This window comes from Sphingobium sp. WCS2017Hpa-17 (assembly GCF_031843765.1).
Taxonomy (GTDB): Bacteria; Pseudomonadota; Alphaproteobacteria; order Sphingomonadales; family Sphingomonadaceae; genus Sphingobium.
On record NZ_JAVTIV010000002.1, the window covers coordinates 526283 to 541055 of the forward strand.

14 protein-coding genes are annotated in these 14773 nt (G+C 63.5%); 12 read left to right on the top strand and 2 right to left on the bottom strand.

Going from position 1 to position 14773, the window contains the following annotated elements; genetic code table 11:
• Positions 1-70 precede the first annotated feature (70 nt).
• From RQH62_RS06470 to RQH62_RS06495, 6 genes are all read left to right on the top strand, one after another.
• Positions 71-2806, top strand: a complete 2736-nt coding sequence (locus RQH62_RS06470) for a TonB-dependent receptor (RefSeq protein WP_311267926.1) — start codon at positions 71-73, stop codon at positions 2804-2806.
• A gap of 79 nt (positions 2807-2885) precedes the next feature.
• Complete coding sequence (locus RQH62_RS06475; RefSeq protein WP_311267927.1) at positions 2886-3455, top strand: hypothetical protein; 570 nt, start codon at positions 2886-2888, stop codon at positions 3453-3455.
• Positions 3452-3991 (top strand): hypothetical protein, encoded by a 540-nt coding sequence (locus RQH62_RS06480; protein WP_311267928.1) that lies wholly within the window; start codon positions 3452-3454, stop codon positions 3989-3991. The genes RQH62_RS06475 and RQH62_RS06480 overlap by 4 nt, the downstream gene beginning before the upstream one ends.
• A 28-nt stretch (positions 3992-4019) precedes the next feature.
• Positions 4020-4418, top strand: coding sequence for a hypothetical protein (locus RQH62_RS06485; protein ID WP_311267929.1), 399 nt, complete (start codon positions 4020-4022; stop codon positions 4416-4418).
• Positions 4419-4507: 89 nt separating this feature from the next.
• Positions 4508-5422 carry a dihydrodipicolinate synthase family protein gene (locus tag RQH62_RS06490; protein ID WP_311267930.1) on the top strand — a complete coding sequence of 305 codons (915 nt, stop codon included), beginning with the start codon at positions 4508-4510 and terminating at the stop codon, positions 5420-5422.
• A gap of 12 nt (positions 5423-5434) precedes the next feature.
• The gene (locus RQH62_RS06495; RefSeq protein WP_311267931.1) at positions 5435-6433 is read left to right on the top strand and encodes a 4-hydroxyproline epimerase; all 999 of its coding nucleotides are present in this window, start codon (positions 5435-5437) and stop codon (positions 6431-6433) included.
• Between the two features lie 178 nt (positions 6434-6611).
• Here RQH62_RS06495 and RQH62_RS06500 read toward each other — a convergent pair whose 3' ends face one another.
• Positions 6612-7076, bottom strand: a complete 465-nt coding sequence (locus RQH62_RS06500) for an Lrp/AsnC family transcriptional regulator (RefSeq protein WP_311267932.1) — start codon at positions 7074-7076, stop codon at positions 6612-6614.
• A 121-nt stretch (positions 7077-7197) separates the two neighbouring features.
• On the opposite strand from RQH62_RS06500, the gene alr reads away from it, so the two are divergent.
• Genes alr through RQH62_RS06515 form a run of 3 tightly spaced genes read left to right on the top strand, consistent with a single transcriptional unit; the run spans position 7198 to position 9939 of the window.
• Positions 7198-8325 (top strand): alanine racemase, encoded by a 1128-nt coding sequence (alr, locus tag RQH62_RS06505; RefSeq protein WP_311267933.1) that lies wholly within the window; start codon positions 7198-7200, stop codon positions 8323-8325.
• The gene (locus RQH62_RS06510; RefSeq protein ID WP_311267934.1) at positions 8322-9578 is read left to right on the top strand and encodes a D-amino acid dehydrogenase; all 1257 of its coding nucleotides are present in this window, start codon (positions 8322-8324) and stop codon (positions 9576-9578) included. The genes alr and RQH62_RS06510 overlap by 4 nt, the downstream gene beginning before the upstream one ends.
• Positions 9579-9594: 16 nt before the next feature.
• Complete coding sequence (locus RQH62_RS06515; protein WP_311267935.1) at positions 9595-9939, top strand: RidA family protein; 345 nt, start codon at positions 9595-9597, stop codon at positions 9937-9939.
• A gap of 22 nt (positions 9940-9961) precedes the next feature.
• Here the strand turns inward: RQH62_RS06515 and RQH62_RS06520 are convergent, their stop codons facing one another.
• Positions 9962-10600 (bottom strand): hypothetical protein, encoded by a 639-nt coding sequence (locus RQH62_RS06520; protein WP_311267936.1) that lies wholly within the window; start codon positions 10598-10600, stop codon positions 9962-9964.
• 95 nt (positions 10601-10695) lie between these two features.
• Between RQH62_RS06520 and RQH62_RS06525 the strand changes: the two genes are divergently transcribed.
• The 3 genes from RQH62_RS06525 to RQH62_RS06535 all read left to right on the top strand — a co-directional run bounded on the left by RQH62_RS06525 (position 10696) and on the right by RQH62_RS06535 (position 14710).
• On the top strand, positions 10696-11568 hold the full coding sequence (locus RQH62_RS06525) for a DUF2520 domain-containing protein (protein ID WP_311267937.1): 873 nt from the start codon (positions 10696-10698) through the stop codon (positions 11566-11568).
• A gap of 92 nt (positions 11569-11660) precedes the next feature.
• Complete coding sequence (locus RQH62_RS06530) at positions 11661-12530, top strand: LysR family transcriptional regulator (RefSeq protein WP_311267938.1); 870 nt, start codon at positions 11661-11663, stop codon at positions 12528-12530.
• Positions 12531-12745: 215 nt separating this feature from the next.
• Positions 12746-14710 (top strand): TonB-dependent receptor domain-containing protein, encoded by a 1965-nt coding sequence (locus RQH62_RS06535; RefSeq protein WP_311267939.1) that lies wholly within the window; start codon positions 12746-12748, stop codon positions 14708-14710.
• The last annotated feature ends 63 nt before the right edge of the window (positions 14711-14773 follow it).

Consider the following 14773-nt stretch of genomic DNA (forward strand, 5'->3'; position numbering starts at 1 on the left):
TCCGACAAAATAATGTAGTTGGTATACGATATAAAGTCAGGCGATCCGCCGGGGAATAAGGGGAAAGTGGATGAAGTCTCGTACGGTTCTCAACATGTCGGCGGCTTTGTCCGCGTTGACTTTCGCGTCGCTTTCGGTCGCGGCCATGGCGCAGGACGCGCCGCAATCCCCGGACGAAGCGGCCGCCGCCAAGTCGGACATCATCGTCACCGGCGTGCGGGGCAGCGTTGCGGCGGCCGCGACCAAGAAGAAGAACAGCAAGCAGATCGTCGATTCCATCGTCGCCGAAGACGCCGGTAAATTGCCGGACAATAATGTCCCCGAAGCGCTGTCGCGCGTGACCGGCGTGCAGATCAACCGCGAGCGTGGCCAGGGGCAGGGCGTCACCATTCGCGGCCTCAGCCAGGTGCAGACCACGGTCAACGGCAACAATGTCAATCTGGGCACCGAGCGCTCGATCAGCCTGGCGGATATCCCGGCCGAATTGCTGAAGTCGGTCGACGTCTACAAGACGCGCACCGCCGATCAGGTGGAAGGCGGCATCGCCGGCACCGTGAACGTCGAACTGCGCCGTCCGCTGGACCTGAAGAAGGGCCTGACCGTCGCGGGAAGCGTGCGCGGCGCCTATGACGAGTTTGCCGAGAAGACCAGCCCCTATGCCAGCCTGTTGGTGGGCGAACGGTTCGAAACTGGCATCGGCGAAATGGGCTTCCTGCTCAACGGCAGCTGGACCAAGACCTATTATCAGGAAAATTATGTCGAGAGCGAGTCGCCCGACACCGTCTGCTGTGAGGGCGATGCGAACAGCCCGCTGAACAATCTGCCGGCAGAATATCGCAACGCGGTCATCCCCTATCGCACCCAATATGGCACGGAAAGCGGCTATGTGACGCGCCCGTCGCTGAGCGGTGTGTTCCAGTGGAAGCCGTCCGACAAACTGGAGTTCATTCTGGAGGGCAGCTATATCGGGTCGAAGGAGCGCCGCTCGATCGACAAGATGTGGACGCTCAACCGCGAATGGAATACGCAGTTCAGCGGTATCGAACTGATGCCGGACGGTCAGACGATCAAGAAGCTGACCATTTCCAACCCGAACGGCGTGCCGGCCTATATCGAGGGGACGTACAACACGCTGAAGCGCGACCTGTACACCACCAATTTCGAAACCAACTGGCGCCCGACCGATCGCGCGTTGCTGCATTTCAGCACCCAATATAGCTGGTCGAAGGACAGCTATTATTATGTGCAGCAGATCCTGCGGCCCTATAACCTACAATCGGCGACGATCGATTTCGTGTCGGACGCCTATTCGCGGCCGATCCCGTCGATCACTTTCAATGGCACTGACCTGAACGACGTGACCCAATATGGCGTCAACCGGTTCCAGGACAATGCCGGCATATCGAAGAACAAGGAATTTGCGAGCCAGCTCGACCTGACTCTGGAACTGAGCGACAAGAGCCTGCTGCGGTCCTTGCAGACCGGCATCCGTTTCAATCGCCGCGACGTCGATCGCTATTATGGCTATCGCGACGGCTTCCCCCGCGTCGATGGCAAGGATGCGCCGCTCACGGCCTTCCCCGGCGGGGATCAGGCATCGCTGATCGGCCCGGATCTGGCCGGTTCGCCGCAATGGTATCGCATCCCCGGCAAGGCGCTGCTCGACAATATCGACGCGGTGCGCGCCTATATTCAGGCGACCGATCCGGGCAACGCGGTCCGTTTCTCCAGCGAATTGCCGCCGAGCGATCAGGGCCAGACCTTTACCTCGGTCGAAAATACCTTCGCGGCCTATGCGCAGCTTAACTATGGCTTCGATGTCGGCTTCCCGATCGACGGCGTGGTCGGCCTGCGCGCGGTCAATACTTGGGGCAGCTCGAACAGCTTCCAATATCGCATCGGTGCAGCGGCGGACGGATATCCGCTGATCATCGAGGAAAGCTCGGGGCGCGGCAACTTCATGGATTATCTGCCCAGCGTCACCGCGACGCTGCATTTCGATCCCAAGACGCAGTTGCGCCTGTCCTATACCACCAACGTGTCGCGGCCGAACTTCTACGACCTGCGTCCTTTCTTCTTCGTCGATCCCAATGCGGCGACGCCCAATGTCGATGCCGGCAACCCGGACCTGAAGGCGCAGCGCGAATGGTCGATCAATGCCAGCCTGGAACATTATTTCGGGCGGGCCGGTTCCGCGTCGATCGCGGGCTATTACAAGAAGGCGACCAACTGGACCTATTTCAGCCGGGAAGTGGCGGCCGATCTGGGTGAATATGGCCTGCCGGGCCGCAGCGGCACGATATCGCAGTTGCGCAATGCGGGCGACGGCACCTTCTACGGCATCGAAGCGCAGGTGCAGAGCTTCTTCGACTTCCTGCCGGGCGCGCTCAAGAATTTCGGCGCCAGCCTGAACGTCTCCCGTATCCTGGAGGCGCGCGTCGAATACCCTTATCCCGAGGATTTCCCCGGTGCGTTCGACTCGGTCGACACGTCGAAATGGACCGCCAACGCGGCGCTCTATTATGACACCCCCAAGTTCAGCACCCGCGTCGCCTTCAACTATCGTTCGCCCTATCGCCTGTGGGTGTGGACCGACAATCCGGCCTATAGCTGGTACAATGACGCCACCTATCGTCTGGATGCGGCCGTCAACTACACGCCGGTCAAGTTCATGACCCTGTCGATCGAAGGCACCAACCTGACCGGCAACGATCCCTATCGCTACTTCGGCAAGGATAATCTGCTGCCGCTGGGCGTCCGCACCATGGCGCGGACGGTGCAGGGCAGCGTTCGCTTCCGCTTCTGATCGCGATGCGCAGCTAGGCAGACACAAGCGGTCGTGGCGAATTGTCGTCACGGCCGCTTTTTCTTGGGAGGACGAGGGCGTGCGTGCAGTCCAGATATTATTGGTGCTGACTGTCATGATGGTGGGTCAGGCACAGGCGAAGGAGGTTGCGGTCACGGTGCCGGCGACCGCGATGCCATGGAATCCCGGCGTCAATGGCAAGAAGAGCTTTGGTCGGCGCGATGGCAGCCGCCCGGTGATGATCGCGGGTCAGCATCTGTTCGAGGGCGCGAAGGTCCGATTTTCCGCGACTGGGGAAACGACGACGATTCCGGGTGGTATCGCCATCGGGCCGGACGGGCAGGCGGATTTCGTGGCCGACGATAATGTCGGCAATTCGGGCGTCGTCTTTCCCGGCTATTATGTCGATCGGGCGACCCGGCCGATCAAGCTGAACGCGCTGCTCGGCGCCTTCATCGACGCGGACGGCCGGATCGTCGGCATGCCCTTCCTGATCGGGCGGGCGGCGGCGGTGAGCGTGCCGGCCGGGGCGATGGGCATTTCGCTGGGCATCAATGACGATATTTATGCCGACAATGCTGGTAGCCTGTCGGTGACGGTCGATATTCCCGAAGCCCGCGTGATCGTGGAGGATAAGGAGGCGCAATGATGAAAGGCCTGTTGCTGGCGACCGCCCTGCTGATGGCCGCCGCCCCGGTGGCGGCGAAGGAGGTCAGCCTGAGCGTCGATGCGCGGTCCGGCCCCTGGCTGAACAAGGCCAACAAGAAGATGCGCTATGGCAAGGGCGACGAACGGCCGCCCGCCATGGTCGGCGGCTTCGTCAATGACACCGCCGAGAAGATCGCGATTCTGGTGGCCGATGGCGCGACGACGCAGGTCGACGGTCGGGATGTCGGGCCGGAAGGGCTGGAGGATCAGGCGGTAGATGACCAGCCGGGCGATGGCGGGAAATATTATCCCAGCCTATATGCGCCCAAGATCCTCTATCCCAATCATCGCCATGCGTTGATGGCGGCCTTTGTCGATGCGCAGGGCGTATTGATGGGGCGCCCCTTTGCGGTGGGGAAGGGCGCGCGGGTCACGATCCCGGATCAGGCCGCGGGGTTGGTGATGGGGTTCAACGACGTCGGCTTTGCCGGCAACAGCGGCGCGCTGGCCGTGACCGTGACATTGCCCGATGATTGATCGCGGCGCAGCAGGAAAGGATGACATCATGACGCGATCCGGAATCACTGTCCTGTTGCTGGCGGGCATCGGCCTGGCCACCGCATCGGTCGCGCTGGCCGGCGAGGTGGCCCCCGACCGGCGCTGCATCGTGCAGAGCCGGGTTGCCGCCCCGGTGGTGCGCGAGGATGGCCGGCTCTATTTCCGGGGCCAGCCGAACCGGAAGCAATCCTATATCGCGGTCTTCAAGGGCGGTTCCTGCCCCGGCCTCAACGCCTTCGCCACCGCCGTCGTGGAGACGAGCGGCGCGGGCTATTGCGAGGGGGACAAGGTGCGGGCGCTGGCCACGCCCAGCCAGATAGCCGGCCCGATCTGCGTGATCGACCATCTTCAGCCATTCAGCGGCGATGTCGATGATCCGGTGCCGGATGCTAGCGGTAACAAATGATTGCCGCAGTGCAAAAAGTCCGTTGCAAGTGCCAACGTAATATCGTATACGATATTTAGATTAATCGCGAAAAGGCAGGAAGAACGAATATGGCAATTGGTTGGAAGGGCGTGTTTCCGGCGGTCACCACGCAGCTGCGTGAAGATCTGTCGATCGACCTCGCCGACACGCAGCGCGTGGTCGACGATCTGGTCAAGGACGGCGTCACCGGCGTGATTGCGCTGGGGACTGTGGGCGAGAACAACTCGCTGGACTATGAAGAGAAGGTCAGCGTTCTTTCTGCCATCGTCGAAGTGGTGGACGGTCGCGTGCCGGTGATCACCGGCGTGTCGGAGTATGATACGCGCCGCGCCGTCCGCTATGCGCAGGCCGCCGAAAAGGCTGGCGCCGATGGCCTGATGCTGCTGCCGCCGATGGTCTATGTCACCAAGGCCCATGAACTGGTGAACCATTTCAAGGGCGTGGCCGACCAGACCGGCCTGCCGATCATGCTCTACAACAACCCGCCGGCCTATCGCACCGTCATCGACCAGGAGGTTCTGACCGCCCTGATCGACGTCGAGAATATCGTCGCGGTCAAGGAATCGGCGCCCGATACCCGTCGCTTCACCGATTTCCGCAATGCGTTCGGCGATCGCTACACGCTGTTCGCGGGTCTGGACGACGTCGCGCTGGAAGGCCTGTATCTGGGTGCGCAGGGCTGGGTGTCGGGCCTGACCAACGCCTTCCCCAAGGAATCGGTCGAGCTGGTCCGTGCTTTCGAGCGGGGCGATCATGCCAAGGCGATGGAAATCTATCGCTGGTTCATGCCGCTGCTGCATCTGGATGCCGAACATGATCTGGTCCAGTCGATCAAGCTCGCCGAAGAAGTGATGGGTCGCGGGTCGGAGCGCGTGCTGCCGCCGCGCTATGTGTTGCAGGGCGAACGCCGCGCCGAAGTGATCGCGATGGTCGAAAAGGCCGCCGCGACCCGTCCGGACCTGTCGGTCGCCGCTGCGGCCTGATAGGGAGCGGCGATGCGTCACACCTTCTTCTGCATCGATGGCCACACGGCCGGAAACCCCGTCCGCCTCGTCGCGGGCGGGGCCCCGCTGCTCAAGGGCGCATCCATGTCGGAACGGCGGCAGGATTTCCTGACCCGTTTCGACTGGATTCGCACCGGCCTGTGCTTCGAACCGCGCGGGCATGACATGATGTCGGGCGGCTTCCTCTATCCGCCGACGTTGCCGGATGCCGATATCGGCATATTGTTCATCGAAACCAGCGGTTGCCTGCCCATGTGCGGCCATGGGACGATCGGCATCATCACCTTCGGCCTGGAACATGGGCTGATCGTGCCGACGACGCCCGGCCGGCTGAAGGTCGAGGTGCCCGCTGGCGTGATCGAGATCGCCTATGAGACGGAGGGGCAGAAGGTGACGGCGGTGCGCATCACCAACGTCCCGGCCTATGTCGCGGCGAAGGGAATCGAAGTCGATGTGGAGGGCATCGGCGCGCTGAGCGTCGATGTGTCCTATGGCGGCAATTATTATGCGATCATCGAGCCGCAGGGCCAATATACCGGCCTGGACGATATGGGCGCGGCGCGCCTGATCGAGCTGAGCGGTCGCATCCGCGAGGCGATCCGCGAGACATATGAGCCGGTCCATCCGCTCGACCCGACGATCCGGGGGGTCAGCCATATCCTCTGGGCGGACAAGCCGCGCGGCGAGGGGGCCGATGGTCGCAATGCCGTCTTCTACGGCGACAAGGCGATCGACCGCAGCCCGTGCGGTACCGGCACGTCGGCGCGACTGGCGCATCTGGCGGCATCAGGTCGACTGAGCGTGGGCGACCGTTTCGTCCATGAAAGCTATATCGGCAGCCGCTTCATCGGCCGGGTCGAGGAAGCGGTCGAACTGGGCGGGGAAGATGCGATCATCCCCTCGATCGAGGGATCGGCGATCGCGACCGGCTTCAACACCATCTGGATCGACCAGGCTGACAGCTTCTGGTCAGGCTTTCAGGTAAAATGATCTGGCGGGCGGGGGGCGTGGTGCCTCCCGCTTTGCACAGACGCGCCACATTTGCGGCCGTTTGTTTCGAGCGAAGTCGAGAAACGAGGCAGAGCCGAGATCTGCGAAGCCAAACGGAAACGCGGGGCTAAGGGCTTCTCGACTTCGCTCGAAGCGAACGGAAGTCACGCAATCCGCATCACCCCTTGCCGCGCCGGGGGCGCAGGCCGTCGCGCATCGCGATATTGCTGTTGATCCGGGTCACGCCGGGCAGGCGGGACAATATCTCGCCATGGATGCGTTCATAGGCGTCTACGCTGTCGACCTCCACGCGCAGCCAATAGTCGACAGACCCGGTCATCAGGAAACATTCCCGCACCTCCGGACATTGTCGCACCGCATGTTCGAAGCGGGACAGATAATCCTCCGTCTGGCGGTCCAGCGTGACCTGTACCAGCACATTGACGATCGCGCCCTCTTCGCGCCCGCCAGTTACCAGCGTATAGCCGCGAATATAGCCTTGCGCTTCCAATTGGCGGATACGCCGGTGGCAGGCGGAGGGCGAAAGACTGACCTCCGCCGCGATTTCCGCATTGGAGCGGCGGGCGTTGAGTTTGAGCAGGCGCAGAATCGCGCGATCGGCATTGTCGAGGCTATTGGTCATTTATGCGACTCTGTTGAAATATCCTGTCCTATATGGCGGAATATTCAAATAAAGTCGCATATTTCGGCAGCCTATTTGCAGAAACGTCGGTTAGCCTGACGGTTATCGAAAGGGGATGGCGATGGATTATGGAACGGCGGCTGACCTGCGCATCGATCTGGGCGCGTTGGTGGCCAATTATTGCCTGATCGCAGAGCGGGTCGCCCCCGCGCAGGTAGCCGGCGTGGTCAAGGCGGACGCCTATGGCCTTGGTGCGGTGCCGGTGTCGCGAGCTTTGCTGGACGCAGGGTGCCGCCATTTTTTCGTCGCCCATCTGTGCGAGGCGGCGATGTTGAAGCCCCACCTGCCGCAGGATGCCACCCTGTATATCCTCAATGGTCTGCGTCCCGGCGCGGAGGCGGAATGTGCGGGGATCGGAGCGGTGCCTGTGCTCAACGCGCTGGTCCAGATCGATCGCTGGGCGGCGCTGTCGCGCGAACTGGGGCAAAGCCTGCCGGCCGTGGTGCAAGTGGATAGCGGGATGTCGCGCCTTGGCCTGACGCCGGAGGAACTGGCGGTCCTGCGTGATGAGCCGGGCAGGCTGGCCGGGGTCGATGTCCAGTTGGTCATGACGCATTTGGCCTGCGCGGACGAGCCGTCCAGCCCGGTCAATGCCGACCAACGGTCCCTGTTCGACAATATCGCGGCACAATTCCCCGGTGTGCCGCGTTCGATCGACAATTCAGGCGGGGCCATGGCGCCCGACGTGCGGCATGGCGATATCGTGCGCGCGGGCATCGCTCTTTATGGCGGCGCGCCGCATGGCGATCCCAACCCGATGGCGGCCGTGGTCGCGCTCGACGCCTATATCATGCAGTTGCGGCAGGTGCCGGCCGGCGCAGGCGTGGGTTATGGCCTGACCCATCGCTGCGAACGGCCGACGCAGATCGCCACCGTTTCGGTCGGCTATGCCGATGGCTGGCCGCGCCATCTGAGCGGCCGGGGCAGCGCCTTTATCGGCGGCGTCCGCGTTCCCGTCATCGGCCGGGTGTCGATGGACAGCATGGCAGTCGACGTTACCGATGTGCCTGCCGATCTGCTTTATCCCGGTGCGCCGGTCGAACTGCTCGGCGCCAACCAGAGGATCGACGACGTCGCCGCGCAGGCGGACACGATCAGCTATGAAATATTGACCCGGCTCGGCAGCCGATATGAACGGACCTATCTGCCGGTGCCGACGGTTACCGATGCAGGGAGTGTGCAGGCATGAAGATCGTCATATTGGGCGGCGGCGTGATCGGCGTCACATCCGCCTGGTATCTAGCCGAGGCCGGGCATGAGGTGGTCGTGGTCGACCGCCAGAATGGCGTCGCGCAGGAAACCAGCTTTGCCAATGCGGGCGAGATTTCGCCGGGCTATGCCTCCCCCTGGGCGGCGCCGGGCATCCCGGCCAAGGCGCTGCGCTGGCTGTTCATGCAGCATGCGCCGCTGATCCTGCGGCCAAAGGTTGACATGGCGATGTTGCGCTGGCTGGTGGCGATGCTGGGCAACTGCAACGCCACGGACTATCGCATCAACAAGGGCCGGATGGTGCGGCTCGCCGAACATAGCCGTGACCGGCTGATCGCTCTGCGCGAGGCGACGGGCATCCGCTATGACGAGCGCAGTCGTGGCACGTTGCAACTGTTTCGCGAACAGAAACAGATGGACGGCATCGCCAAGGATATAGAGGTGCTGCGCTCCGACAATGTGCCGTTCGAGGTGCTGGATCGCGCCGGGTGCCTTGCCGCCGAACCTGGACTGGCCGCCAGTGAGGCGTCGATCGTCGGGGGGCTGCGCCTGCCACAGGACGAGACTGGCGATTGTTTCAAATTCACCAACGCGCTGGCGGACATGGCGAAGGCGCGCGGCGTGCAGTTCCTGATGGGCCGCACGATCCGGGGCCTCGCCACGGAAGGCGGGCGTATCGCCCATGTCGATACGGCGGAAGGGCCGGTGAGCGGCGACGCCTATCTGGTCGCGATGGGCAGCTATTCGCCGCTGATCGTCGCGCCGCTCGGCCTGCGCCTGCCGGTTTATCCGGTGAAGGGCTATTCGATCACCGTGCCGATCGTGAAGGAAGAAGGCGCACCGGTGTCGACCCTGCTCGACGAAAGCTACAAGGTGGCGATCACGCGGCTTGGCGACCGTATCCGTGTCGGTGGCATGGCCGAACTGTCGGGCTATACCAATGACTTGCCACAAGCGCGGCACAATACGCTGGACCATAGTGTCGGCACGTTGTTCCCCGGTGCAGGCGACCTGTCCGGCGCGACCTTCTGGAGCGGATTGCGACCGATGACGCCGGATTCGACGCCAGTGGTGGGCGCGACGAAGATCGACAATCTGTTCCTTAACACCGGCCATGGCACGCTGGGCTGGACCATGGCCTGTGGTTCGGGCCATGTCATTGCCGACATCATCAGCGGTCGGGAAACCGCGATCGAGAGCGCCGATCTGGCTTTGTCGCGGTATCGCAACTGACATCCTAGGAGACAGCATGACCATCACCCGCATCGAAACCGGCCTGCGCATGAGCGAAGTGGTCATCCATGGCGACACCGTCTATCTGGCGGGACAAGTCGGCGACGGCGAGAGCGTCACCGCGCAGACGAAGAGCGCGCTGGAGGAAATCGAGCGCCTTCTGGGGCTGGCCGGCAGCAGCAAGTCGCATATCCTGCGCGCCACCATCTGGCTGGCCGACATGGCGGACTTTGAGGAAATGAATGCGGTCTGGGATGGCTGGATCGCCGATGTACCCGCGCCCACCCGCGCGACCGGCGAAGCAAAGCTGGCGACGCCGGATTACAAGGTGGAGATCATCATCATCGCGGCGGTGGCCTGACCGGATTGTGCCGGCGCCGGGTTCAGCGCGCCGGCACGAACAGGAATTTGTAGGTCGGCGCGTGATAGGTGAAGCCGGGTGTCAGCGCGCAATCCTGCGGCGCCTGACCATAAGCGGCGAGGTCGATGCAACGCATGGCCGAGGCGATGTTGGTCATCAGCGCGACGCGACCGACGCCGGTCGCGCGCTCGCTGCCGCTGCCGCCCTTTGATTCCGCCGACGTCGCGATTTCCCGATCGAAGATGCGCTGGCCATTGTCGATGCGGGTCAGGCTCCATCCCATGCGCACCGTCGCGTCACTGGAGAAGGAGATTTTGAACGGCGCGTCCATGCTGATCCAGCGGGGCGATAGCCGCACCTGGGCCTCCGCCTCGCTGGGGGCCAGCAGGTTGAGCTTCTCCAGCGTCTCGCGCAGGGCCTTCTCGAAACTGCTGCGCTTGGCCGCCCCCATGATCCCCGCGGTGGCGGATGTGCCGACGACGCCCGGCATGTCCGCCACCGCGTCGAGCGCGATGCGGTGATAGAGCGGATGCTCCGGTGCGACCGGCTTGGGCGCGCCGGGGCTGAATGGCAGGCCGACGGGATAGAGGGGCACGTCCGCAGCGAAAGCGCAGGCAGGGCTGAAGGCGATCGCGGCGGCGGCGGGAAGGAGGGTGCGCATGAGGCCATGGCTAGCCGATAATCCTGCGTGTCCGCTTACGAGATGTCGTTAACGCCGTGCTGGCACTTGGGCGGATGAGCGGTTAAGCCGGCGCGATGGACAGCGCAGGCCCTTATCGCCGGATCGGCATTGTCGGCACGGGTCGCGTGGCGGGCGCGTTGGCACTGGCGCTCATGCGACATTCGACAGCGCCCCTGATGATCTGGGGGCGTGACCCCGTCCGGCGTGATGCGCTGGGCGCGGCGACGACGGGGAGCCAGAGCGCACACGATCTGGCGGCGATCGCGCAGCAGTGCGACCTGATCCTGATCGCGGTGTCGGACGATGCCATCGCCGGAGTCGTTACCGATCTTGCCATCTGCCTTCCCGATGGCGCGGCGCCGTTCATCCTGCATCTGAGCGGGCGCAGCGGGGCGGCCTTGCTAGCGCCGCTACAGCAGCAGGGCGCGCTGACGGCGGCAGTGCATCCGGCCATGACCTTTACCGGCGACCCGGCACAGGAAGTCGCCCGCATGACCGGGGCGACCTTCGTCATTACGGCTGACAATGATCCGGCCATCGCGGCGGCGCGAGATCTGGTCGCCCGGTTGGGCGGCGTGGCGGAGCAGGTGGGGGAGGGGCAGCGGGCGCTGTATCATGCCGCGCTCTGCCACGCGGCCAACCATCTCGTCACATTGATCGCCGGGTCGCGCGATGCGCTGGCAGCGGCGGGCATTGCCGATCCGGCGGCGTTGCTGGGGCCGCTGGTCCGCGCGGCAATGGATAATAGTCTGGATCGCGGTATGGCGGCGCTGTCCGGTCCGTTGCTGCGGGGGGATGGGGAGACGATCGGGCGGCATCTGGCCGCGCTACGTGCCGACCAGCCGCATCTGCTGCCAGCCTATGGGGCCATGGCGCGCGCGACGTTGGATGCGCTTGATGAACATGGCCAATCTGTGTCTCTTTCGTTGCGAACCATGTTGGATTGACTGCACGGCTTGAAGCATATCTGTGCGCTGGCTAATGCGAAAAAATCGCAATCCGGAGCCAGCCGATCAAGCCCATCGACCTCAACCTGCTGATGACGCTCAGCATGCTGTTGCAAACCCGTAGTGTCAGCCGGTCGGCCCAACGACTGGGGCTGAGCCAGCCGACGGTCAGCCGCGCACTGGGACAATTGCGGCAATTGCTGTCCGATCCGCTGCTGGTGCGATCGGGCGGGGGCATGACGCTGACCCAGCGGGGGGAGGAACTGGCGCAGCCGCTCGAAGCCTGGCTGGCGATGAGCAGCGCGCTGCTGGAACCGGCGCGCTTCGATCCCGCCCTGCTGGACCGCAATTTCCGCATAGCGGCGACCGATTATGGCGTCCTGTCGGTGGTGTCGCCCGCACTGCCCGGGATCGGCGCGGCGGCCCCCGCCTGTGGCATCGATGTGTCCGCCTTTTCGGGGGATATGTTCAAGAAACTGGTGTCGGGCGAGCTGGACCTCATCATCTACGGCTTCGAACCCGACCTGTCGCTGACCCATGCGCGTCACCTGTTCAGCGAGACGCAATCGCTGATCGTGCGGTCCGATCATCCGATCCTGGCGCGCGGTGCCGCCGCGCCGATTTCGCTCGACACCTATCTGGCCTGGCCGCATGTCGCGGTCACGATCGGCGATCCGGACGTCGATCATGTCCAGTCCCGTCTGGGCGAGCGCGCAGCAGAGCGGCAATTGGTGGCGCGGCTGCCTTATTTCTACGCCGCGCCCGACCTGATCGGCGCAACCGACGCGATCCTGACTATGCCAACCCGCGCAGCCGGGCGGTTTGCCCGCTCGCATGGCTTTGCTTGCCTGCCTTCGCCGACGGAGATTAAAGGCTTCGATTATTGGGTGCTCTGGCACGAGCGCAGTGCCCGTGATCCCGCGACGCTGTGGTTGATCGACCAACTGGCGGCCGCCGTCTGACCGATCAGATCGGGCAAGTCGGTTATTCAAAATTGATATTTGGCATAGCATGGAGAATGCGACAGATGCGACTGCGAAGCAATCGCATCTGAGAGCGTCGCAAAGGCGCCGGGGGACTTCCAAAAAACCATCACCGCCGGACTGCGCATTCTGTCGCAGCCTAATCCAGAGGCGCATTCGCGCGCCCATCCTGTCGTTCAATCCAAGGACTTTCCATGAAGGCCCAGACCCTTTTGCGTGCCGGTAGCGCGCTCGCCGCCATCCTCCTTCCCGCCACTACTCTTGCCGCCGACGCGGTCGCCGATGGCGACCAGATCGTCGTCACCGCCGCCGGACGCGAGCAGGAAGTGCGCGATGCGCCAGCCTCCATTACCGTCATCAATCGCGAGACGCTGGATCGCATGCCTTATCGCGAAGTCACCGACGCGCTGATGGAAGTGCCGGGCGTCACCGTTACGCCGGGCGAAGGCAACAGCCGCGACATCTCCATTCGCGGCATGGCGCCTCAATATACGCTGATCCTGGTCGATGGTAAGCGCCTGTCCTCACGCGAATCCCGCACCAATGGTGGCAATATCAGCGAAGGCGGCCAGTTGCCCCCGCTCGAAGCGATCGAGCGGATCGAAATCGTGCGCGGTCCCATGTCTTCGCTCTACGGCTCGGACGCGATGGGCGGCGTCGTCAACATCATCACCCGGCGGATCGGTGGCGACTGGCGTGGCAGTGCGCGGGTCAACGGCACGATGCAACTGGGCAGCGACTATGGCAATTTTGCGGACGGTAATTTCTATCTGTCCGGCCCGGTGACGAAGGGCGTCGGCATCCAGTTGCAGGGTGCGATCAACCGGCGCGAAGGCGACAAGGTGATCGGCGGCACGCCCAAGCGTGAGGATGAAAGCCTGGCTGCCAAGCTGGGCTTCGCACTAAATGACAATCACGAAATCCTGGTCGAGGCCGGCTATTATCGGCAGAAGGTGACGCAGATTTCGGGCGAGACGATCGAGGCGTCCGCCACATCGCCGGCCGGCACCGTCGATATTCAGGACCAGAAGCGCAAGGTTGCCTCCATCAGCCATAGCGGCAAATGGGGTTTCGCGTCCTCCGAATCCTATATCCAATATGAGGATGCGGAGAACGTCACCTCGCAGAAGGAAGTGAAGAATACGGTTGCGCAGAGCCTGTGGGTCGTGCCGCTGCCGTCCAACACGCTGACCCTCGGCGGCTTCTATCGCCATGAGGATCTGACCGACCTGACCGGCAACCTGCTGTCCGGTTCCACCACCACCGGGACGACCCGGACCAGTTGGGCCTTGTTCGCCGAAAATGAGCTGAAGCTGCTCGACGGGCTGGCGCTGACCGGCGGCATCCGCATGGACAATGACGAACAATATGGCGTCCACTGGACCCCGCGTGTCTATGCGGTGTGGAACATCAATCCCGCCTTCACGCTGAAGGGCGGTTATTCGCAGGGCTTCCGTGCGCCCAGCCTGCGCCAGACCATCCCCGACTGGGGCCAGTCCAGCCGCGGCGGCACCATCTATGGCAATCCCGATCTGGAAGCGGAAACCAGCCGCACGATCGAGGCCGCTTTGCTCTTCTCGCGCGGTCGCTTCAACGCCAGCCTGACCGCCTATGACACGCGTTTCAACGACAAGATCACCCGCGTCACCTGCGAAGTGGCGGCGGCCTGGTGCATCGACGAGCCGCTGAGTTCGATCGGCCGTCCGCCCACGACCTATGTCAATGTCGACAAGGCCAAGGTGCACGGCATCGAAATCGCGGTCGACTTTCCGCTGATCAGCACGCTGCGGGTCAACGCCACGGGTACGCTGACCGATTCGGAGCAACTTACCGGCGCGGCGGCGGGGGCGGCGCTCAACGACACGCCCAAGCAGCAGGCCAGCGCCTCGCTCAACTGGAAACCCGATGATCGCCTGTCCGCCTATGCCCGCGCCGTCTATCGCGGCAAGGAGGCGGTGACGGAGGCGCAGATCAGCGGTACCAACATCTTCGCCGCCAGCTATACGGTGGTGGATATCGGTGGCTCCTACAAGATCACGCCGGCCTTTACCGTGCATGGCGGGGTGCAGAATCTGCTCGACAAGCGGCTGGATTATGATGCGTCCGGCTATGTCATCGACCCGGCCCGCATCTGGATGGGCGTAGGCGTCCGCTTCTGATTCATGAAGGTGCCGCGTGTCTTCGGGCAGGCGGCGCCTTGTCATTCCCGTGCATCCTCTCTT

What these genes read in the sequence shown, in the direction of transcription:
- RQH62_RS06500 (WP_311267932.1), bottom strand. Translation starts at nt 7,076, where the DNA reads ATGACCAATAGCCTCGACAATGCCGATCGCGCGATTCTGCGCCTGCTC.
- RQH62_RS06480 (WP_311267928.1), top strand. Translation starts at nt 3,452, where the DNA reads ATGATGAAAGGCCTGTTGCTGGCGACCGCCCTGCTGATGGCCGCCGCC.
- RQH62_RS06535 (WP_311267939.1), top strand. Translation starts at nt 12,746, where the DNA reads ATGAAGGCCCAGACCCTTTTGCGTGCCGGTAGCGCGCTCGCCGCCATC.
- RQH62_RS06490 (WP_311267930.1), top strand. Translation starts at nt 4,508, where the DNA reads ATGGCAATTGGTTGGAAGGGCGTGTTTCCGGCGGTCACCACGCAGCTG.
- RQH62_RS06510 (WP_311267934.1), top strand. Translation starts at nt 8,322, where the DNA reads ATGAAGATCGTCATATTGGGCGGCGGCGTGATCGGCGTCACATCCGCC.
- RQH62_RS06515 (WP_311267935.1), top strand. Translation starts at nt 9,595, where the DNA reads ATGACCATCACCCGCATCGAAACCGGCCTGCGCATGAGCGAAGTGGTC.
- RQH62_RS06525 (WP_311267937.1), top strand. Translation starts at nt 10,696, where the DNA reads ATGGACAGCGCAGGCCCTTATCGCCGGATCGGCATTGTCGGCACGGGT.
- RQH62_RS06470 (WP_311267926.1), top strand. Translation starts at nt 71, where the DNA reads ATGAAGTCTCGTACGGTTCTCAACATGTCGGCGGCTTTGTCCGCGTTG.
- RQH62_RS06495 (WP_311267931.1), top strand. Translation starts at nt 5,435, where the DNA reads ATGCGTCACACCTTCTTCTGCATCGATGGCCACACGGCCGGAAACCCC.
- RQH62_RS06530 (WP_311267938.1), top strand. Translation starts at nt 11,661, where the DNA reads ATGACGCTCAGCATGCTGTTGCAAACCCGTAGTGTCAGCCGGTCGGCC.
- alr (WP_311267933.1), top strand. Translation starts at nt 7,198, where the DNA reads ATGGATTATGGAACGGCGGCTGACCTGCGCATCGATCTGGGCGCGTTG.
- RQH62_RS06520 (WP_311267936.1), bottom strand. Translation starts at nt 10,600, where the DNA reads ATGCGCACCCTCCTTCCCGCCGCCGCCGCGATCGCCTTCAGCCCTGCC.
- RQH62_RS06485 (WP_311267929.1), top strand. Translation starts at nt 4,020, where the DNA reads ATGACGCGATCCGGAATCACTGTCCTGTTGCTGGCGGGCATCGGCCTG.